Raw genomic sequence first — 15,860 nt, 5'->3', positions numbered from 1 at the left:
TGTATAGCTGATGTTATTAAATTTCGAATTTTCCGGGAAGAGATTCTATGTATGTTTTTAATTCGGCCTTTAACATTTTAAGTTTTTCGGCATATTTTGGGTCATTAATTAAATTGTTTTTTTCTTCAGGATCGTTTTTTAAATCGTACAATTGATCTGGCGCTGTAAAATTTGGATGGTTCATATAAGCATTGTGTTCTGCACCACCACCACCAGGAACCATTTCTAATTGCCCATAAGGTGCTTTTGGGTTATCTGAAATACCATGCTCGCCAAAAGATTCTCTAAACTTGGTGTATTTATCTAATGTATCTTTACGTTGTTCTAAAGTAAAGTCCATAGCCCATTTTGGGTACCTTACTGCATAATATTTAAAACCATCTTTTACAACGGCTCTTGCATAACCTAATTCATGGTAAAAAGAGGTTCTGCCTTTATATTCTTTACCTTCTAATGCAGGTTTAAAACTTTTTCCATCAAAGTTGTTTAAGTTTTTAGTATCGCCTGCAAAATCTAGCAATGTAGGTAAAAAATCGACATTAGAAACTGGGGCATTTAATGTGTTTCCTATTTTAAATCCGCCTTTTTTCCAAATAAAAGCTTGCGAATTTACACCTCCTTCATACAAGGTTCCTTTAAAATCTTGCCCATGATCGTTAAAGAAAACCACAATGGTATTGTCTAAAACGCCTTCTTTTTCTAGTTTTTTAAATAAGGCATTAACGGCATCATCTAACCATAAAATATTTTCGCGGTTTTTACCCTCAAAACCAGCTTCTTTAATTCTTTTTTTAATTGATTCTACTGGTGGTTGAGGTAAAACTGTAGGTGCTTTGTCTAAAATTCCTTTTGGGGTAATTCTTCTATCTGCTTTCCAAGAAAGCTCTGGTTGTAATGGAGCGTGTGGTAAAGTGGAAGCGATGTAAAGTAAAAAAGGTTCTTTTTTGTATTTTTCTATAAATTCTACACCACCTTCTGCAATCCAATCCATATTTTGGTAAGCCAAAGCTCTAATTCCTAACCAGTTTGGGTTGTTGTGGTATAGTTTATCGGCATAATCGAAACCAGATTTTTTGATGTCTTTTTGTAACTCTTTGTATCGATACTCTAAACCTTCTAAAACTTTTGGGTCTTTTGGGTCTGCATCTAACTCTGGTTTTTCTCCACCATCTCCAACTTGCGATAGACTTTCTATGATATGGTTTTTACCCACAAAACCCGTTTTATAACCTAAATCTTGAAAATAGGTGCCCATTGTTTTTTCTCCAGGAACAATGTAAGAATTCCACTGTATTACAGTTTGACCATCGTTTTTCTTTGTAAAACCAATAAAAGCTTCATTGGTTGCTCTACTTGCGTAATTTCCTGTTAAACAATTATAACGACTAGGAGTACAAACAGGCGAAACTACTTTCATGTTTTCTAGCCAAACACCCTCTTTCGCCATTCTATCTAAGGCAGGTGTTAAGTTCAAGGGGTTTCCATCTTTATCTTTTCCTTCTGGAGTATTGTTAAACATCCAAGGATACATGTCATCTGCAATAAAAAAGACAATATTGGGCTTCTTTTTGCTGGTCGTTTTTTTAGCAGTTTCTTTCTTTTCAGATTTGCATGCGAAAGCAATCATTAAAACCAAGAGTAAGTAAGGTAACTTCGAAAAAGTATATTTCATTTTATGGGAAAATTTAGTTCGATAAAAGTAATTCTGAACTTCAAAAAAAAGGTTTACTCACTATCTTAAAAGGTTTAGATATCGTCAAACCTCACATAAATAGCAGAATTAAAGGAAAAAATAATTTAAATTTGTTTACAACCTAATTTACATAAAAAAGATACAATGAGAATTTTTATTTTTTGCTTCATCATATTTATTAGCTGTAATTCTAAAAAAAACACTCAAAAAATGCCCAGTATTACAACAGAAAATTCGGTAGTTGCAAAAAATGGTTTTCTTTCTGTTGATGGAAATAAAATTGTAAATGAAAAAGGAGAACCCGTAAGTTTTGCAGGCAATAGTTTGTTTTGGTCCAACGATTATTACAGAGGAAATGAATTTTACAACAAAGAAGTGGTTCGGTTTTTAAAGGAAGACTGGAATGCACAAATCATTCGAATTCCAATGACTGCAGATCCAGACATTCACGATAGTTACATTTTCGACCCAGAAACAAACCAAGCAAAATTAGAAACAGTGGTAGCAGCTTGTTTAGAATTAGGATTGTATGTAATTATAGATTGGCACAGTCATAGAGCAGAAGACAACGAAAAAGAAGCGATTGCGTTTTTTACAAATATGGCAACTAAATATGGTAAACACCCCAATATTATTTACGAAATTTATAACGAACCTTTAGATGTTTCGTGGAACGAGGTAATTAAACCTTATGCGGAAAAAGTAATTGAAGCAATTCGTAAAATTGATAAAAAAAATATAATTGTTGTGGGCACTCCTAAATGGTCTCAAGATGTTGATATTGCTTCAGAAAATCCAATAAAAGGGTTTAAAAACATAGCTTATACCTTACATTTTTATGCGGGTTCTCATAAAGAATGGTTAATGAATAAAGCACAAAAAGCTATAGATAATGGTATTGCCTTAATGGTAACTGAATGGGGAAGTGTAAATGCCAACGGAAATGGAGAGGTAAATGCTAAATCTGTAAAAAAATGGATGGATTTTATGGAAAAAAATAATATTACGCATTGCAATTGGTCCATCAATAGTAAAGAAGAAGGAGCTTCTGCTCTTAAACCAGGTTCAAATATATATGGTAATTGGAAACACGAAGACTTAACAGCGTCTGGCAAACTTGCAAAATTTTATATCAAAAAAGCAGCAAATTAATTTTTTATCGATTTTATACGTTATTTCTTTTAACGAACCTTTTTTGATGTTTTTTGAACTTTATTAGCTTTGTTATGTATTACTTTTACAGAAATAAAAAAAATGAATAAAAAGATACTTTTAAAAATAGTATTTACGCTATTTATCGCAACTAGTTTATTGGGGCAAACATTACCAGCAGACATTAATTTTAACACCAATACTTGGACAGAAGAAGGTGCAGGAATTTCTCTTTCTGGAAACGAATATACCATAGTTGGAGCAACTTCAGGAATTAGAAGAGTATATTTAGATGTGCCTGTTTCTAACACCTATAGCACCGTTTATATAACTGCAGAAATAGAACTTACTAATATTGGTTATGGAAATAGGGTGTTTCAATCGCCTAGAGTAAAAGTTTATAAAGGAGGTACAAGCAATCTTTTAGTCGCAGAAAATTTAACAAAACACCCTTTTAACGCTTTTTATAAAGTAGGTGTTAAAATAAAAAAATACAACACTTTAGCAATTAGCTCTGTAAGAGTAGAATTCTTAATGCAAAGTGCTACTGGTACCATGAAAATTAAAAATCCAGTAATTACAAATGTCGAACCGGCAATGGAATTTGCATTTCCATTCTCAGTACCTGCAAACCCAACTTATAATTTAAGTATAGATACGAATAGTAAACATACTTTTAATAACGATTTATTATCGTCAAATACACATTTTAGGTTTTTAGAAAACCGAGGTGGTTACTCTTGGGTTCACCAGAAACTAGTCAAGTTATTAATAACTGGTTTCCGCAAACTAACTTTAGATTTCCAGGAGGCACTGTAGGGAATTATTATAATTGGAATACAGATGGCTACCATCCACAAGGCTCAAATGGCATTACTATTGGCAACCACAGTGATACATATAAATTTGATTATGCTGATTATAAAGATGTTTGTATAAACACGAATGCATCATCAACTTTAATGTTTAATGTTTTAATAGACTCACCAGAAGCATCAAAAAACAGATATCAAAGTAGATTAAATGACGGCTTAGACGTAAAATGGATTGAATTAGGAAACGAAAACTTTCACTCAGAGCAACAAGGAGGCAATGTTACTGATGTTACAACTTATATTTCTCACACCCAAAACATGGTTACGCAACTAAAAACTGTTAATCCAAATGTAAAGGCAGCAGTTTGTTTAGAAAAAGATTATTATTTTACAGGTAGTTGGAATAATAGTATAAAACAAGCTACACAGTCTAACGATTATTTTGAAGCAGCAACGTTTCATAACTACAATAACACAAATTCGTTTTTATACAGTGGTTCTACCGTTTATAAAATGATGAATTCTTACAAAATAACTCAAGAAAGAGTTGCTAAATTTGGTACAAACTTTCCAGGAAAAGCAGCTTTAATAACAGAATGGGGTGTTTTATCTGATGATATTCCAGTTAATTTTACCCAAACATTGGCCAGTGCAGATGTGTTTTTGGCTTTAGAAAAAGGGCATCAACAAGGAATTGTAGAACAAGCAGGAATTCATATGTTATGGAGAAACAACATTTATTCAGAAGCTACATTAACCTTTTTAGATGTAAATAGTGGGCAAATGAAACTAACTGCATTAGGGGTAATGTATGCATCTCTTTTTGAAGTTTTTAAAAATAACGAAGTGTATGACGCTTATAGCTCTGGTCCAGAATTAGAAACTGGCTTAGAAGGCTTGTATGCAAAAGCGGTAAATACTGGTACCGACTACAAGTTATTTGTTGTTAATAAATTACCTGTTGCTTCAACTTTAAATTTTGCGGTAGATGGTGTTGCTTATAGTGGCAATTATTCAATTAAAACTTTTTCGGAAGATATTACATCAGAATTAACAACAGCTTATGCAAACAATACCAATCCTTGGAGTACTAGTTCCCAAACAGCAACTGCCGGCAATTTAAATATTCCAGCTTACAGCATTAGCATTATTACAATTAACCATACAGCTTGTACTGCTTCTAATGAAAATATAATTGCAAATGGAAATGCAGAATGTTTATTAGCAGATGGTAGTTGGTCTGGTATGATATCTAATTCTACAGATGCTGAAGCTACATTTTCTGATGAAAGTACCATGGTAAATGAAGGTAGTAACGCCTTTAAAATAGCAACCACCCAAGTAAATACATTAGCCACTCCAAAATTAGGAGATATTAGGTTTGAGAATGTAAAATATAATGGAGATTTTAATGGAAAAACCATCACTGTTGATGTTTGGGCAAAATCTGATGTAGCAGCACAAGTAGGAATTCAGTTAAAGGTAGATAAAACTGCTGGAGGTTCCGATTTTCCGGGAATTTTTCCAACATTAACAACATCATACGCAAAATACACCTTAACAGCTAAAATTACAGAAGCTACCTCAGGAATTTCTCTAAGACTGCTTGCTGGTAAAACGGCTACAAATTATTATTTCGATGAGATGGTTGGTCAATTTGAGACCACATTAAGTATTGGCGATCATCTTCTTAACAATCAAATTTCTGTTTACCCAACTATAACCAAAGATTATATTACTGTAAACACGAATATAAAAATTCATCAAATTTATTTGTTTAGCACGTTAGGAAGTAAGGTTATGACAATCGATTCTCCTGTAAAAAGAATTGATCTTTCATCTTATAAAAACGGATTGTATTTCTTAGTATTTAAAGCTGAAAACAATAAAAGAATAATAAAAAAGATAATTATAAACAAATAACTTTTATTGAAGAAATAGTGTTTGTTTTTTGGTGTTCGCGCGTTTTCTTTTTTGTTTCTTTATAAAAAAGAAATCGCTAAAAAAAAGCCATTATAACAACCATGCAATAACATAGACCATTGCAAGCCTAAACGCACCCTAATATAGCCCAAATAAAAGCCGATAAGAATTTGCGGCAATACTAAAATTGGCGCCAATAATAAAACATTTGTAGTCATTTTAAAATTTGTAATATGCACAAAACCAAATAACAAGGCGAAAAAATAAAAAGCAAATCTAAAAGATTTTGGTTTGTTAAAAGCAGTTATTGGAGCTCTAAAAAGAAGCTCTTCTAATACAGGAACTACAACAGCTCCTAGTAACAAAACTTTCCACTTGGCCATTCCTTTAAACATTTTTTCTACTTCGTGAGCGTCCATATTTATCCAATCTAAAACTTCTAACAAAGCAAAAATAGGTGTAATTATAATTCCTGTTAAAACGCAAATTAGCAAAAGTTTAAAAAATAGTTTAAAACGATAATTAAGGTTTGTATTACTGTCTTGTTTTAAAATAGGGTTTTTAAAATAAGCAATAAGGTTCAAGAAAGTTTCTTTCATACAAAGGTTTATACATTAGAGGTATAAAAACAAGTTTTGTTACAATTTTTAGATAATTTTACCATCTTTCATGGTAAGGGTTCTGTCTGCCATTTCTGCAAGTTCTTTATTATGAGTAACTAAAACAAAAGTTTGCCCAAATTCATCACGAAGTTTAAAAAATAATTCGTGCAAATTTTTTGCAGATTCGCTGTCTAAATTCCCACTAGGTTCATCAGCCAAAATTACAGATGGGTTGTTAATTAATGCTCTTGCAACAGCCACACGTTGTTGTTCTCCGCCAGAAAGTTCATTGGGTTTGTGATCTATTCTGTGAGACAAGCCTAAGAAATCTAAAATTTCTTTGGCTCTTTTTTCAGTTTCTTTTTTTCCTTTCTTTCCAATATAGGCAGGAATGCATACATTTTCTAATGCTGTAAATTCTGGTAATAATTGATGAAATTGAAAAATAAAACCAATATGATTATTTCTAAAAGAAGACAATTCTTTGTCCGTTAAATTGTTTAGAGAAACATCGTTTATGCGAAGCACAAAATCTTGCTCTTTTAAAGGTTTGTCTAAAGTTCCTAAAATTTGCAAAAGCGTAGTTTTTCCAGCTCCAGAAGGACCAACGATTGCAACAATTTCACCTTTTTTTATGTGTAAATCGACTCCTTTAAGCACTTCTACATCACCATAATATTTATGAATATTTTTGCTAACAATCATTTTTTTAGAATTTGAAACGAAAGTATAAAAAAGAAATCAGAAATACATAACGCATTTCTGATTTCATATCAAATCCTATTAAATCAATCAACCCAAAAAACTTTAATAGATTTTTTATAATGCAGTAGTCTGTTAAAATACATAAACCTTACAAAAAAAAATAAAAAATATTACAATTTGGTTATTTGAATAAATTTTCTAGGTTTTCGTAGAAATTTAAAGATTATAAGTTTTCTTATTTTTATTTGAAAGATTGTGCTGTTTCACATCTGAATTTGTATTTTTGTGAACGTTTTAAACATTTACAAGAATGAACTTACACGAATATCAAGGAAAAGAAATTTTAAATAGTTTTGGTGTTAAAATACAACGCGGAATTGTAGCAAGCAACCACAAAGAAGCTGTAGAGGCAGCAAAACAATTAACGGCAGAAACTGGTACAAGTTGGCATGTTATAAAAGCGCAAGTTCACGCAGGTGGTCGTGGAAAAGGAGGAGGTGTAAAATTAGCTAAAAATTTAGCAGAAGTAGAAAGCATTTCTAACGACATTATAGGTATGATGTTGGTAACACCACAAACATCTGCAGAAGGTAAAAAAGTAAATCAAGTTTTAGTAGCAGAAGATGTATATTACCCTGGAGATTCTGAGCCAGAAGAATATTACATGTCTGTTTTATTAAACAGATCTACTGGTAGAAACATGATTATGTATTCTACAGAAGGTGGTATGGATATTGAAACAGTTGCAGAAGAAACCCCACATTTAATTTTTACAGAAGAAATAGACCCTCTATTAGGAATTATGCCTTTTCAAGCACGTAAAATTGCTTTTAATTTAGGTTTGTCTGGAGCAGCTTTTAAAGAAATGACCAAGTTTGTTACAAATTTATACAAAGCATATATTGGCTCAGATTCTTCGATGTTTGAAATTAATCCAGTGTTAAAAACATCCGACAATAAAATTATGGCTGTAGATGCAAAAGTCTCTTTAGATGAAAATGCATTATACAGGCATAGAGACTACGCTGCAATGCGAGATTTAAGAGAAGAAAACCCAATCGAAGTAGAAGCGAAAGCAGCTGGTTTAAATTACGTAGATTTAGACGGAAACGTTGGTTGTATGGTAAATGGAGCTGGTTTAGCAATGGGAACCATGGATTTAATTAAAGAATCTGGAGGAGAACCAGCAAACTTTTTAGATGTTGGTGGTACTGCAGATGCGCAAAGAGTTGAAACAGCTTTTGGCATTATTTTAAAAGACCCAAATGTAAAAGCAATTTTAGTAAATATTTTTGGAGGCATTGTTCGTTGCGACAGAGTTGCACAGGGTGTTGTAGATGCTTATAAAAATATGGGAGATAGAATAAATGTTCCAATTATTTGCCGTTTACAAGGTACAAATGCTAAAGAAGCAAAAGAATTGATAGATAATTCTGGCATGAAAATTATTTCTGCAACAGAATTTCAAGAAGCTGCAGATAAAGTACAAGAAGTTTTGCAAGCTTAAAAATACTTTTTAAAATAGAAGAAGCCTTTACATTTTTGTAAAGGTTTTTTTTTGCCTCAATTTTTAAAATGAAAATAGTATATTTATATCCCATGAAATTTAAAATTATATTTTGTTTGCTTTTTATTTTTGCGACCAATGCTACTTCTATGGTAAAAAATAGAAAAAACACTAGGGTTGTAGAACAAGATTATACCGTGCTAATAAAAAAAATAAAGGCTAAAATAGCTTTTCTAAAAGAGCAGAGAGAAAAATTTAAAACAGCTAAAAAATGGTCTCTTGCCAAAGAAAAAAAATATCAAAAACAAGTAAAAACCTTAGAAAAAAACTTAGAGAGATTGGGCTACAAAGCAGGAAAAGAACTAACCGTCGAAGAAAAAATTAAAAAGCTACAAAAGCAATTAAAATACATAAATAATAACAGAGTTAATAAAAATGCAAAAAACACATGGACTAAAAAAGACGATTCTATTTACGAGAAAAAAGCAAGCAAATTAATAGATAGTATTATTAAGTTAAGGATGATAAAGGAATAGAATTTAACCTAGCTCAGTTCTTTGTTGGCAACTGTATTTCTTCTAAAAAAATACCGTCTTTAACAGAAGTCATGTTTTAAAACCCATGTAGTATTTAGTTTTGCCGGTCTAAAACTTTTAAGATATTTTATAATAAAGTAAAAAAATATCTGTACAGAAACCATACAAAAATATAATAAAGCCTTTGTTTACAATATTTAATGTAAATTAGTAACCAAACATTAACGATATATTTTTATAATGATTAGGTTAAGACTTTTCTTTTTACAGTTATTTCTTTTTGTAAGTAGCTTGCATTATGCCCAAGAGTTTCCGCCAATAAACATTTTTTACACAGACGATTATCAAGCAGAAAATCAAAATTGGGCAATTTCACAATGCGAAGAAGGATTTATATATGTTGCTAACAATAAAGGTCTTTTAGAATATAATGGTGCAACATGGAGGTTGTTTGAAACCCCCAATGAAACAATTATGAGATCTGTAAAATCACATGACAATAAAATTTTTACAGGGTTTTATATGGATTTTGGTTTTTGGATTAAAGATGAATTTGGAGAGCTAAATTTTACTTCAATTGCGAAACAGCAAAAGGTTCAAATGTTAGAAGATGAACAAATTTGGAATATTGTAGAGATAGATGGCTGGATGATTTTTAAATCTTTACAAAGAATATACCTCTACAATTTAGAATCTAAATTGGTTAAAATTATAAATGTAGAAAACAGAATTAATAAATTATGTAAAGTAAACGATGTTATTTATTTTCATGAAAATAAAAAAGGATTATTTAAAATAGAAAACGGAAAAGCAAAATTAGTTTCGAACCATAAGGTGCTAAAAGAGAATGTTGTTGTAGAAATTTTTAATAAAAACAACAAGCTTTTTTTTATAACACAACAAAGTGGTTTCTATTATTTTAAAAATAAAGAGTTATTAAAATGGAATATTGCTTCCGATGATTTACTTTCTAATAAAACAATATACAGTGCAAAGCAGCTAAAAAATAAAAACTTTGCTTTAGGAAGTATCTCAAATGGCTTATTCAACCTAAATGCAGATGGTACCTTAAATTATAAAGTAGCACAAAATATTGGGTTAAATAATAATACAGTCTTATCGATTTTTGAAGATCGAGAAAATAACCTTTGGTTGGGCTTAGATAACGGAATCGATTGCATTAATAATACATCGCCTTTTAAAATGTACAATAGAAAAAGCGATTTTTTAGGTACTATTTATACATCCATAGTACATGGTAAAAACCTTTATTTAGGCACAAATCAAGGGTTGTTTTATAGAGAATTAAACTCAAAAGACGCTTTTAAATTTGTTGCCAACACGCAAGGTCAGGTTTGGAGTTTAACAAAAATAGATAATAATTTATTTTGCGGTCACGATTCAGGAACATTTATCATAACCGAAGACAAAGCAACAAATATTTTTAATAAACAAGGAACCTGGGATATTTTAAAAATTGACGATTTTACTATAATTCAAGGATGTTACGATGGCTTGTACGTGCTTAAAAAGAAAAATAATTTTTGGCAGTTAGAAAACAAAATAAAAGGTTTTGATAACTCTAGCAAGTATCTTGTAGAATTTGATGAGAATCAGTTTTTTGTTAACCACGAATATAAAGGGGTTTTTAAGTTAACTATAGATAAGGAGTTAAAAAATGTAACCAAACTAGAAAAAGAAAAATCATTAACAAAAGGCATTCACTCTAGTATTTTAAAATATAGAAACAAAATTTTGTATGCCAGTAAAAAAGGTGTTTATGTGTATCATAAAGATAAAGCTACGTTTCAGAAAGACAGTTTGTATAGCAAATTAATTTCAGACGATGCTTTTATTTCTGCAAGGTTGGTTTACAACACTTCTAGTGATAAGTTATGGTTTTTTTCTAAAGATCATATTAAATATTTATCACCCGGAAAACTAAGCGATAAACCCAATATTAGTACAATTCCAATTTCAGAATCGATTCCTAAAGCTGCATCTGGTTACGAAAATATTCTTCATATTAATAACGATGTTTATCTAATTGGAACATCAAATGGCTACATTCAAGTGGATTTAAAATCACTAAAAGAAACTTCTCCCTTTACAGTTTTTATTAATAAAGTACAGTGTTTCGAAACAGATGGCTCGAAACAGAATTTAAATCTTAATAAAAGTGCAGACTTAAGCTATAAGAATAACAACTTAGAATTTTTCTTTAGTGTGCCTAATTATAAAAAAACATTAAACACTAAATATCAATACCAATTAGAAGGGGTTAATAAAACGTGGAGTTCTCCTTCTAAAAATTACTCCATACTTTTCGAAAACCTTTCTTATGGCAATTATACCTTTAAAGTAAGAGGTCTTGTAGGGGCACTCAAAGTGCAAATATTGCGACCTATAAATTTACAATAGCAAGGCCTTGGTACATATCTAATCTATTAATTACAATGTATGTGTTATCATCTTTATTTGCGTTTTATAGTGTGCATATAGCCTCGAAAAGATATTATAAAAAACAAAGAGAAGATTTGTTAGAAAAAACAAAAAAAGAAGCCGAACTTAAAGAACTCGCAAGTACACAAGAAATAATTAAACTGAATAACGAAAAATTAAGAAACGATATTGATAATAAAAATAAAGAACTGGCTACTTCTACTATGAATATCATTAAAAAGAACGAATTTTTAAACACAATTAAAACAGAATTGATTAATGGCGGAGAAAAAAGTGTTGCGAAGGTCGTTAAGATTATTGATAAAAACCTAAACAATACAGACGATTGGAAAATGTTTCAAGAAGCTTTTAATAATGCAGATAAAAAATTCTTAAAAAAAGTAAAAGAGAAACATCCAACACTTACTCCAAACGATTTAAGATTGTGTGCATACCTTAGGTTAAATTTATCTTCAAAAGAAATTGCACCTTTATTAAATATCTCACCAAGAAGTGTAGAGGTTAAGAGATATCGTCTTAGAAAAAAAATGAATTTACCTCACGATTCAAACTTAACGAATTACATATTAGAGATTTAATTGAAAAATATTCTCGAATTCCTGCCTCAAGGTTTCCATTAAAATAGTCATTCTTGTAAAAACGGGCATCTAAATACAGAATTTTGATTTTTAACTTTTTAAATGAAACCAAGCAAAATACCTCAGTGGATCTGCCTCTAAAATCGTCGATTTCAAGAAATTCTTTAGTTTAATACTTTTATTTTGTTGAATGTATTTAAATAAAATGTTAGTCAATTTTTAAATAAAAAAAACACTACTTGTATTCATTAACACCACCACTAAATAGACTAATAGTGTTGTGTTGTAAATAAACGCTTCAATTAATTTAATGTTCGTTTTAAATTCACTTATATAACAAATTATTTAGTTTAATACAGCTGGTAATTAAAATGATATGCAATTAATTATTCGCTTTTTAACAGAATTATAGCTAAAACTAGGATGTAGCTACCTCATCATTTACTTTCTTTAACCATACATTACCCATACATTGCCTTTTTTTGTTTCATAAAAACGTTAAAATTTAAAACAAATAATGTTAATTTCTTTAAGAAAAACAGCCTTTTTTAAGATGTATGTTTTTTGTTGAGGTGTTCTTTGCTGTTTTAATAAAAAAATAGCACTAATTTTATGTAATTCAAATAATCACTATGGTTTGATTTTGATTTTCTTAAAATTATCTAATTCAAAATCAACATTATTATCAATTAAACATCATAAATTATGAAAAACAGTTTACTAAGATTAGTACTTGTCTTGTTTACACTAAGTTTCTATGCGCAGAGCGAAAAAGTTGCTATAGTAAAAGACGGTAAAGGTATAAGATTAGAAGTAGATGGTAAACCATTTATTGTAAATGGTATCAATTGGGATTATGTTCCAATAGGTTACAACGTATTGGATGCAAAATTTTGGGAAAAACCAGATGACATTATCAAAGCAGGTTTAGACGAAGAAATGGCTTTGTGGCAAAATATGGGAGTTAATGCAATTAGAACTTATATAGGCATGCCTCCTAAATGGATAACTTACATCTACGAAAACTTTGGTATTTATACGATGATAAATCATCAGTTCGGAGCTTATGGCTTAACACTAGATGGTGTGTGGTATCCAAAAACAAAATATGGCACCGAAAAAGTTAGAAAACATTTAATAGAAGCATCCGTTAAAATGGCCAATTTGTATAAAAATACACCAGGTCTTTTACTTTTTATGTTGGGTAACGAAAACAACTATCACTTAACTTGGGAAGGCGCAGAAACCGATGAAGGTATTGTAATTAACGACCAAGACAAGGCTAAAAGAGCAGAAGCAAGAGCAATGTACAAGCTATTTAATGATGCAGCTTTGGCTATGAAAGCGGTTGATAAAAACCACCCAATAGGAATTTGTAATGGCGATTTATTGTATTTAGATATTGTTGCACAAGAGTGTAAAGATTTAGACATCTATGGTACCAATATGTATCGTGGAGTTTCTTTTTATGACGCTTTTGATAAAGTAAAGAAAGAATTTAACAAACCCATATTATTTACAGAGTTTGGTTCAGATGCCTACAATGCAAGAGACAATAAAGAAGACCAGCTAATGCAAGCATATTACATGGTAAATAACTGGAAAGAAATATATGCCAATTCTTATGGTTTAGGAAAAGCAGAAAACTCCATTGGAGGTTTTACCTTTCAATCTAGTGATGGTTGGTTTAAAGCGGGGTTTGATGAAAGAAAAAATGCGGATATCCATGATACCAAAGCCTCATGGCCAAGTAATGGATATAGCAGAGATCAAGCCAAACCTGGTGATAAAAATATGAATGAAGAATGGTTTGGTATTGCAGCAAAAGGGCCAACAGACATTAGAGGTTTATATACCTTATACCCAAGAGCAGCTTATTATGCACTTAAAGAAGTTCATAAATTCAATCCTTTTAAAAGCAACGCTACAGAATTCGAAAATCATTTTAAGAACATTAATTTAATGGATGCTGTGCTTAGAGCAAGAGGAGATAAAGCATCAGTTGGAGGCACAGAAAAAATATCCTTAACGAATTTAAGAGCCGAGTTTACAACGTTTAATACAGGAGGTTCTTTAATTAAAACTCCAAATGTTGCAGATGGTACAGGACAAACTTATCCAAATAAACTAGGGTTTGATCACATGCAGTCTTACTATATAGGAGTTCAAGGAAAACCTACAAACAATATGAAGGCAGAAGTTAATTTTAATATTTTAGGAAATGTTGCTGGTAATCCTATTGACGATATTTTTTACGAAAATGTAGGAAGACCCATACAAGTAGATACTCCAGATGGTGTTGTAACTTTAACAGATAACAATAGATTAAGGGTTTACAATGCAGAATTTGAGTGGAATGCTAAGGGTTTTGACATGAGAGGTTTTTACAGAACGGGTCATTATCACTGGGGATATGAAGGCGATTTCTTCGGATTGTATCCAGAAGCAAATTATGGTCCTAACTTAGATATTTACAATGGTGAAATTTTAGGGATGGAAGTAGATGGTAAAGGAGTTTTATCTGGCTTAAAGGCAGCTTTTGGCCCTCAATTATGGTGGGGAGCAAACCCTGCAGTATTGTTAAAATATCAAAGAAAAATTGCAGGATTAGATTTCTCTGCGGTTTATCATAAAGATTTAGTTTCAGGTAATGGTATAGACGAAAATGGAAATCGTATTTTAGATCCCGCACAAACAAGAACTGGGGTTATTCCTTTTTTACCAACAGAAAGAGCTACGATTGCTTTCGAAAAAAAAGGAACACATTTTGGTTTTCAATTGGGAGCAATTTGGGCAGGAAGACCATTAAATGGTAGAACTTTTCAAGTAGCAACTGGAACTTCAGGTAACTATATAGTATATAACGATAGAATAAATTCTAAAGACAATTGGGGGGTAAAGCTAAAATAACGTATTCTAACGGAGGCTTTAATTGGTATGCACAAGGTTCTGTTATGGGCTTAGTAGCAAATGGAGGTGCAGATCCAACGCTTACTTTTACAGGATGGAAATTAAAAGATTCTGGAAGTGGTAACATGAATAATTTTTTAACGGGAATTGCTTATAATTTTGGTGGCAAATTTCAAATAGCACCAAATTTCTTATATCAAAAACCATTGGTAGCAGCAATGCCCAACGATATTGGTGCACCTGGAAGACTTAGAAACTTTATAGATGATCCATTTGTAGTAAGAGGTGGAAATAGAGAAACTACAGCAGGAGAAATTTTATTTACATACGATCCAACCCCTGCTACGTATATGTATCAATGGGATAATGATAGGGCAGAAGACGCAAAATTTGCATTCAATTTAGGTTTTGTATATCGTCATCTACCAACGACACAAGATGCTGCAATTGGTTTCTTCGCAAATCGTACTTCTTTTGCATTTGATAAATCTGCTCCAGCAAAAGATCTTTGGGAGGTAAATTCGAGAATTGTATCTAAAGTAAATCCAGATTTAGGAGTCATTGCAAACATCTATTTTGGAAATGCACAAGCAAACGGAAGTGACGCAAGAACCATAGAACGTTTTGGGGGAGATATTAGAATGATTTATAATAAATTTAAATTAGTTCATACCTGGAAAATTAACGATTGGGGACCTTTTGACTATCATAGAGATTTTAACTTAACATTCCCTGTTCAATTAATGTTAGATGTATCTACAACTGTAGGCAAACCAGATTGGTTTATTTTACCAGATACTAAAATTGGACTTCGCGGAACTTGGCGTTCTTTAAATGAGTTCTCACCAAGATATTTACCTACGGCAACTGCATCAGAATTTGAAACTGTACCAAGAATCAGTCCTGTTGGGTTTCCTAATGGTTCAGAATGGGAAATAAGAACATATATTCATATTAACATTGGTAAATAAGACAC

Annotated in this window: 12 protein-coding genes; 9 read left to right on the top strand and 3 right to left on the bottom strand. The window is 31.3% G+C overall.

Features of this window, described 5'->3' with window-relative positions; translation table 11 throughout:
* Positions 1–16: 16 nt before the first annotated feature.
* Entirely contained in the window at positions 17–1,672 is a 1,656-nt protein-coding gene (locus JL193_RS04170; RefSeq protein ID WP_207972622.1) for a sulfatase family protein, read from the bottom strand.
* Between the two features lie 231 nt (positions 1,673–1,903).
* Here JL193_RS04170 and JL193_RS04165 point away from each other — a divergent pair, with 231 nt between their 5' ends.
* The 3 genes from JL193_RS04165 (at position 1,904) to JL193_RS04155 (ending at position 5,583) form a co-directional block, all read left to right on the top strand.
* Positions 1,904–2,845 carry a glycoside hydrolase family 5 protein gene (locus JL193_RS04165; protein WP_207972621.1) on the top strand — a complete coding sequence of 314 codons (942 nt, stop codon included), beginning with the start codon at positions 1,904–1,906 and terminating at the stop codon, positions 2,843–2,845.
* Between the two features lie 102 nt (positions 2,846–2,947).
* A complete protein-coding gene (locus JL193_RS04160) occupies positions 2,948–3,664 on the top strand; it encodes a hypothetical protein (RefSeq protein ID WP_207972620.1) in 717 nt (238 codons plus the stop codon).
* Positions 3,586–5,583 carry a T9SS type A sorting domain-containing protein gene (locus tag JL193_RS04155; protein ID WP_207972619.1) on the top strand — a complete coding sequence of 666 codons (1,998 nt, stop codon included), beginning with the start codon at positions 3,586–3,588 and terminating at the stop codon, positions 5,581–5,583. Before JL193_RS04160 ends, JL193_RS04155 begins: the two co-directional genes overlap by 79 nt.
* Positions 5,584–5,642: 59 nt before the next feature.
* Here the strand turns inward: JL193_RS04155 and JL193_RS04150 are convergent, their stop codons facing one another.
* Positions 5,643–6,182 (bottom strand): CPBP family intramembrane glutamic endopeptidase, encoded by a 540-nt coding sequence (locus JL193_RS04150; RefSeq protein WP_207972618.1) that lies wholly within the window; start codon positions 6,180–6,182, stop codon positions 5,643–5,645.
* A 48-nt stretch (positions 6,183–6,230) separates the two neighbouring features.
* Positions 6,231–6,890 carry an ABC transporter ATP-binding protein gene (locus tag JL193_RS04145; protein ID WP_207972617.1) on the bottom strand — a complete coding sequence of 220 codons (660 nt, stop codon included), beginning with the start codon at positions 6,888–6,890 and terminating at the stop codon, positions 6,231–6,233.
* Positions 6,891–7,200: 310 nt separating this feature from the next.
* On the opposite strand from JL193_RS04145, the gene sucC reads away from it, so the two are divergent.
* The 6 genes from sucC to JL193_RS17445 all read left to right on the top strand — a co-directional run bounded on the left by sucC (position 7,201) and on the right by JL193_RS17445 (position 15,855).
* Positions 7,201–8,397, top strand: coding sequence for an ADP-forming succinate--CoA ligase subunit beta (sucC, locus tag JL193_RS04140; RefSeq protein ID WP_207972616.1), 1,197 nt, complete (start codon positions 7,201–7,203; stop codon positions 8,395–8,397).
* Between the two features lie 68 nt (positions 8,398–8,465).
* On the top strand, positions 8,466–8,933 hold the full coding sequence (locus JL193_RS04135) for a hypothetical protein (RefSeq protein WP_207972615.1): 468 nt from the start codon (positions 8,466–8,468) through the stop codon (positions 8,931–8,933).
* 240 nt (positions 8,934–9,173) lie between these two features.
* Positions 9,174–11,354, top strand: coding sequence for a triple tyrosine motif-containing protein (locus tag JL193_RS04130; RefSeq protein ID WP_243456831.1), 2,181 nt, complete (start codon positions 9,174–9,176; stop codon positions 11,352–11,354).
* A 35-nt stretch (positions 11,355–11,389) separates the two neighbouring features.
* Entirely contained in the window at positions 11,390–11,974 is a 585-nt protein-coding gene (locus tag JL193_RS17110) for a helix-turn-helix transcriptional regulator (RefSeq protein ID WP_243456830.1), read from the top strand.
* Between the two features lie 705 nt (positions 11,975–12,679).
* The gene (locus tag JL193_RS04125) at positions 12,680–14,884 is read left to right on the top strand and encodes a glycoside hydrolase family 2 TIM barrel-domain containing protein (RefSeq protein ID WP_367890029.1); all 2,205 of its coding nucleotides are present in this window, start codon (positions 12,680–12,682) and stop codon (positions 14,882–14,884) included.
* A complete protein-coding gene (locus JL193_RS17445; RefSeq protein WP_367890028.1) occupies positions 14,863–15,855 on the top strand; it encodes a hypothetical protein in 993 nt (330 codons plus the stop codon). Before JL193_RS04125 ends, JL193_RS17445 begins: the two co-directional genes overlap by 22 nt.
* Positions 15,856–15,860: the final 5 nt, after the last annotated feature.

This window comes from Polaribacter batillariae, from assembly GCF_017498485.1.
GTDB lineage: Bacteria > Bacteroidota > Bacteroidia > Flavobacteriales > Flavobacteriaceae > Polaribacter > Polaribacter batillariae.
Note: the sequence above shows the minus strand (reverse complement) of the source record. Positions and strands in the feature narration are given on the sequence as shown.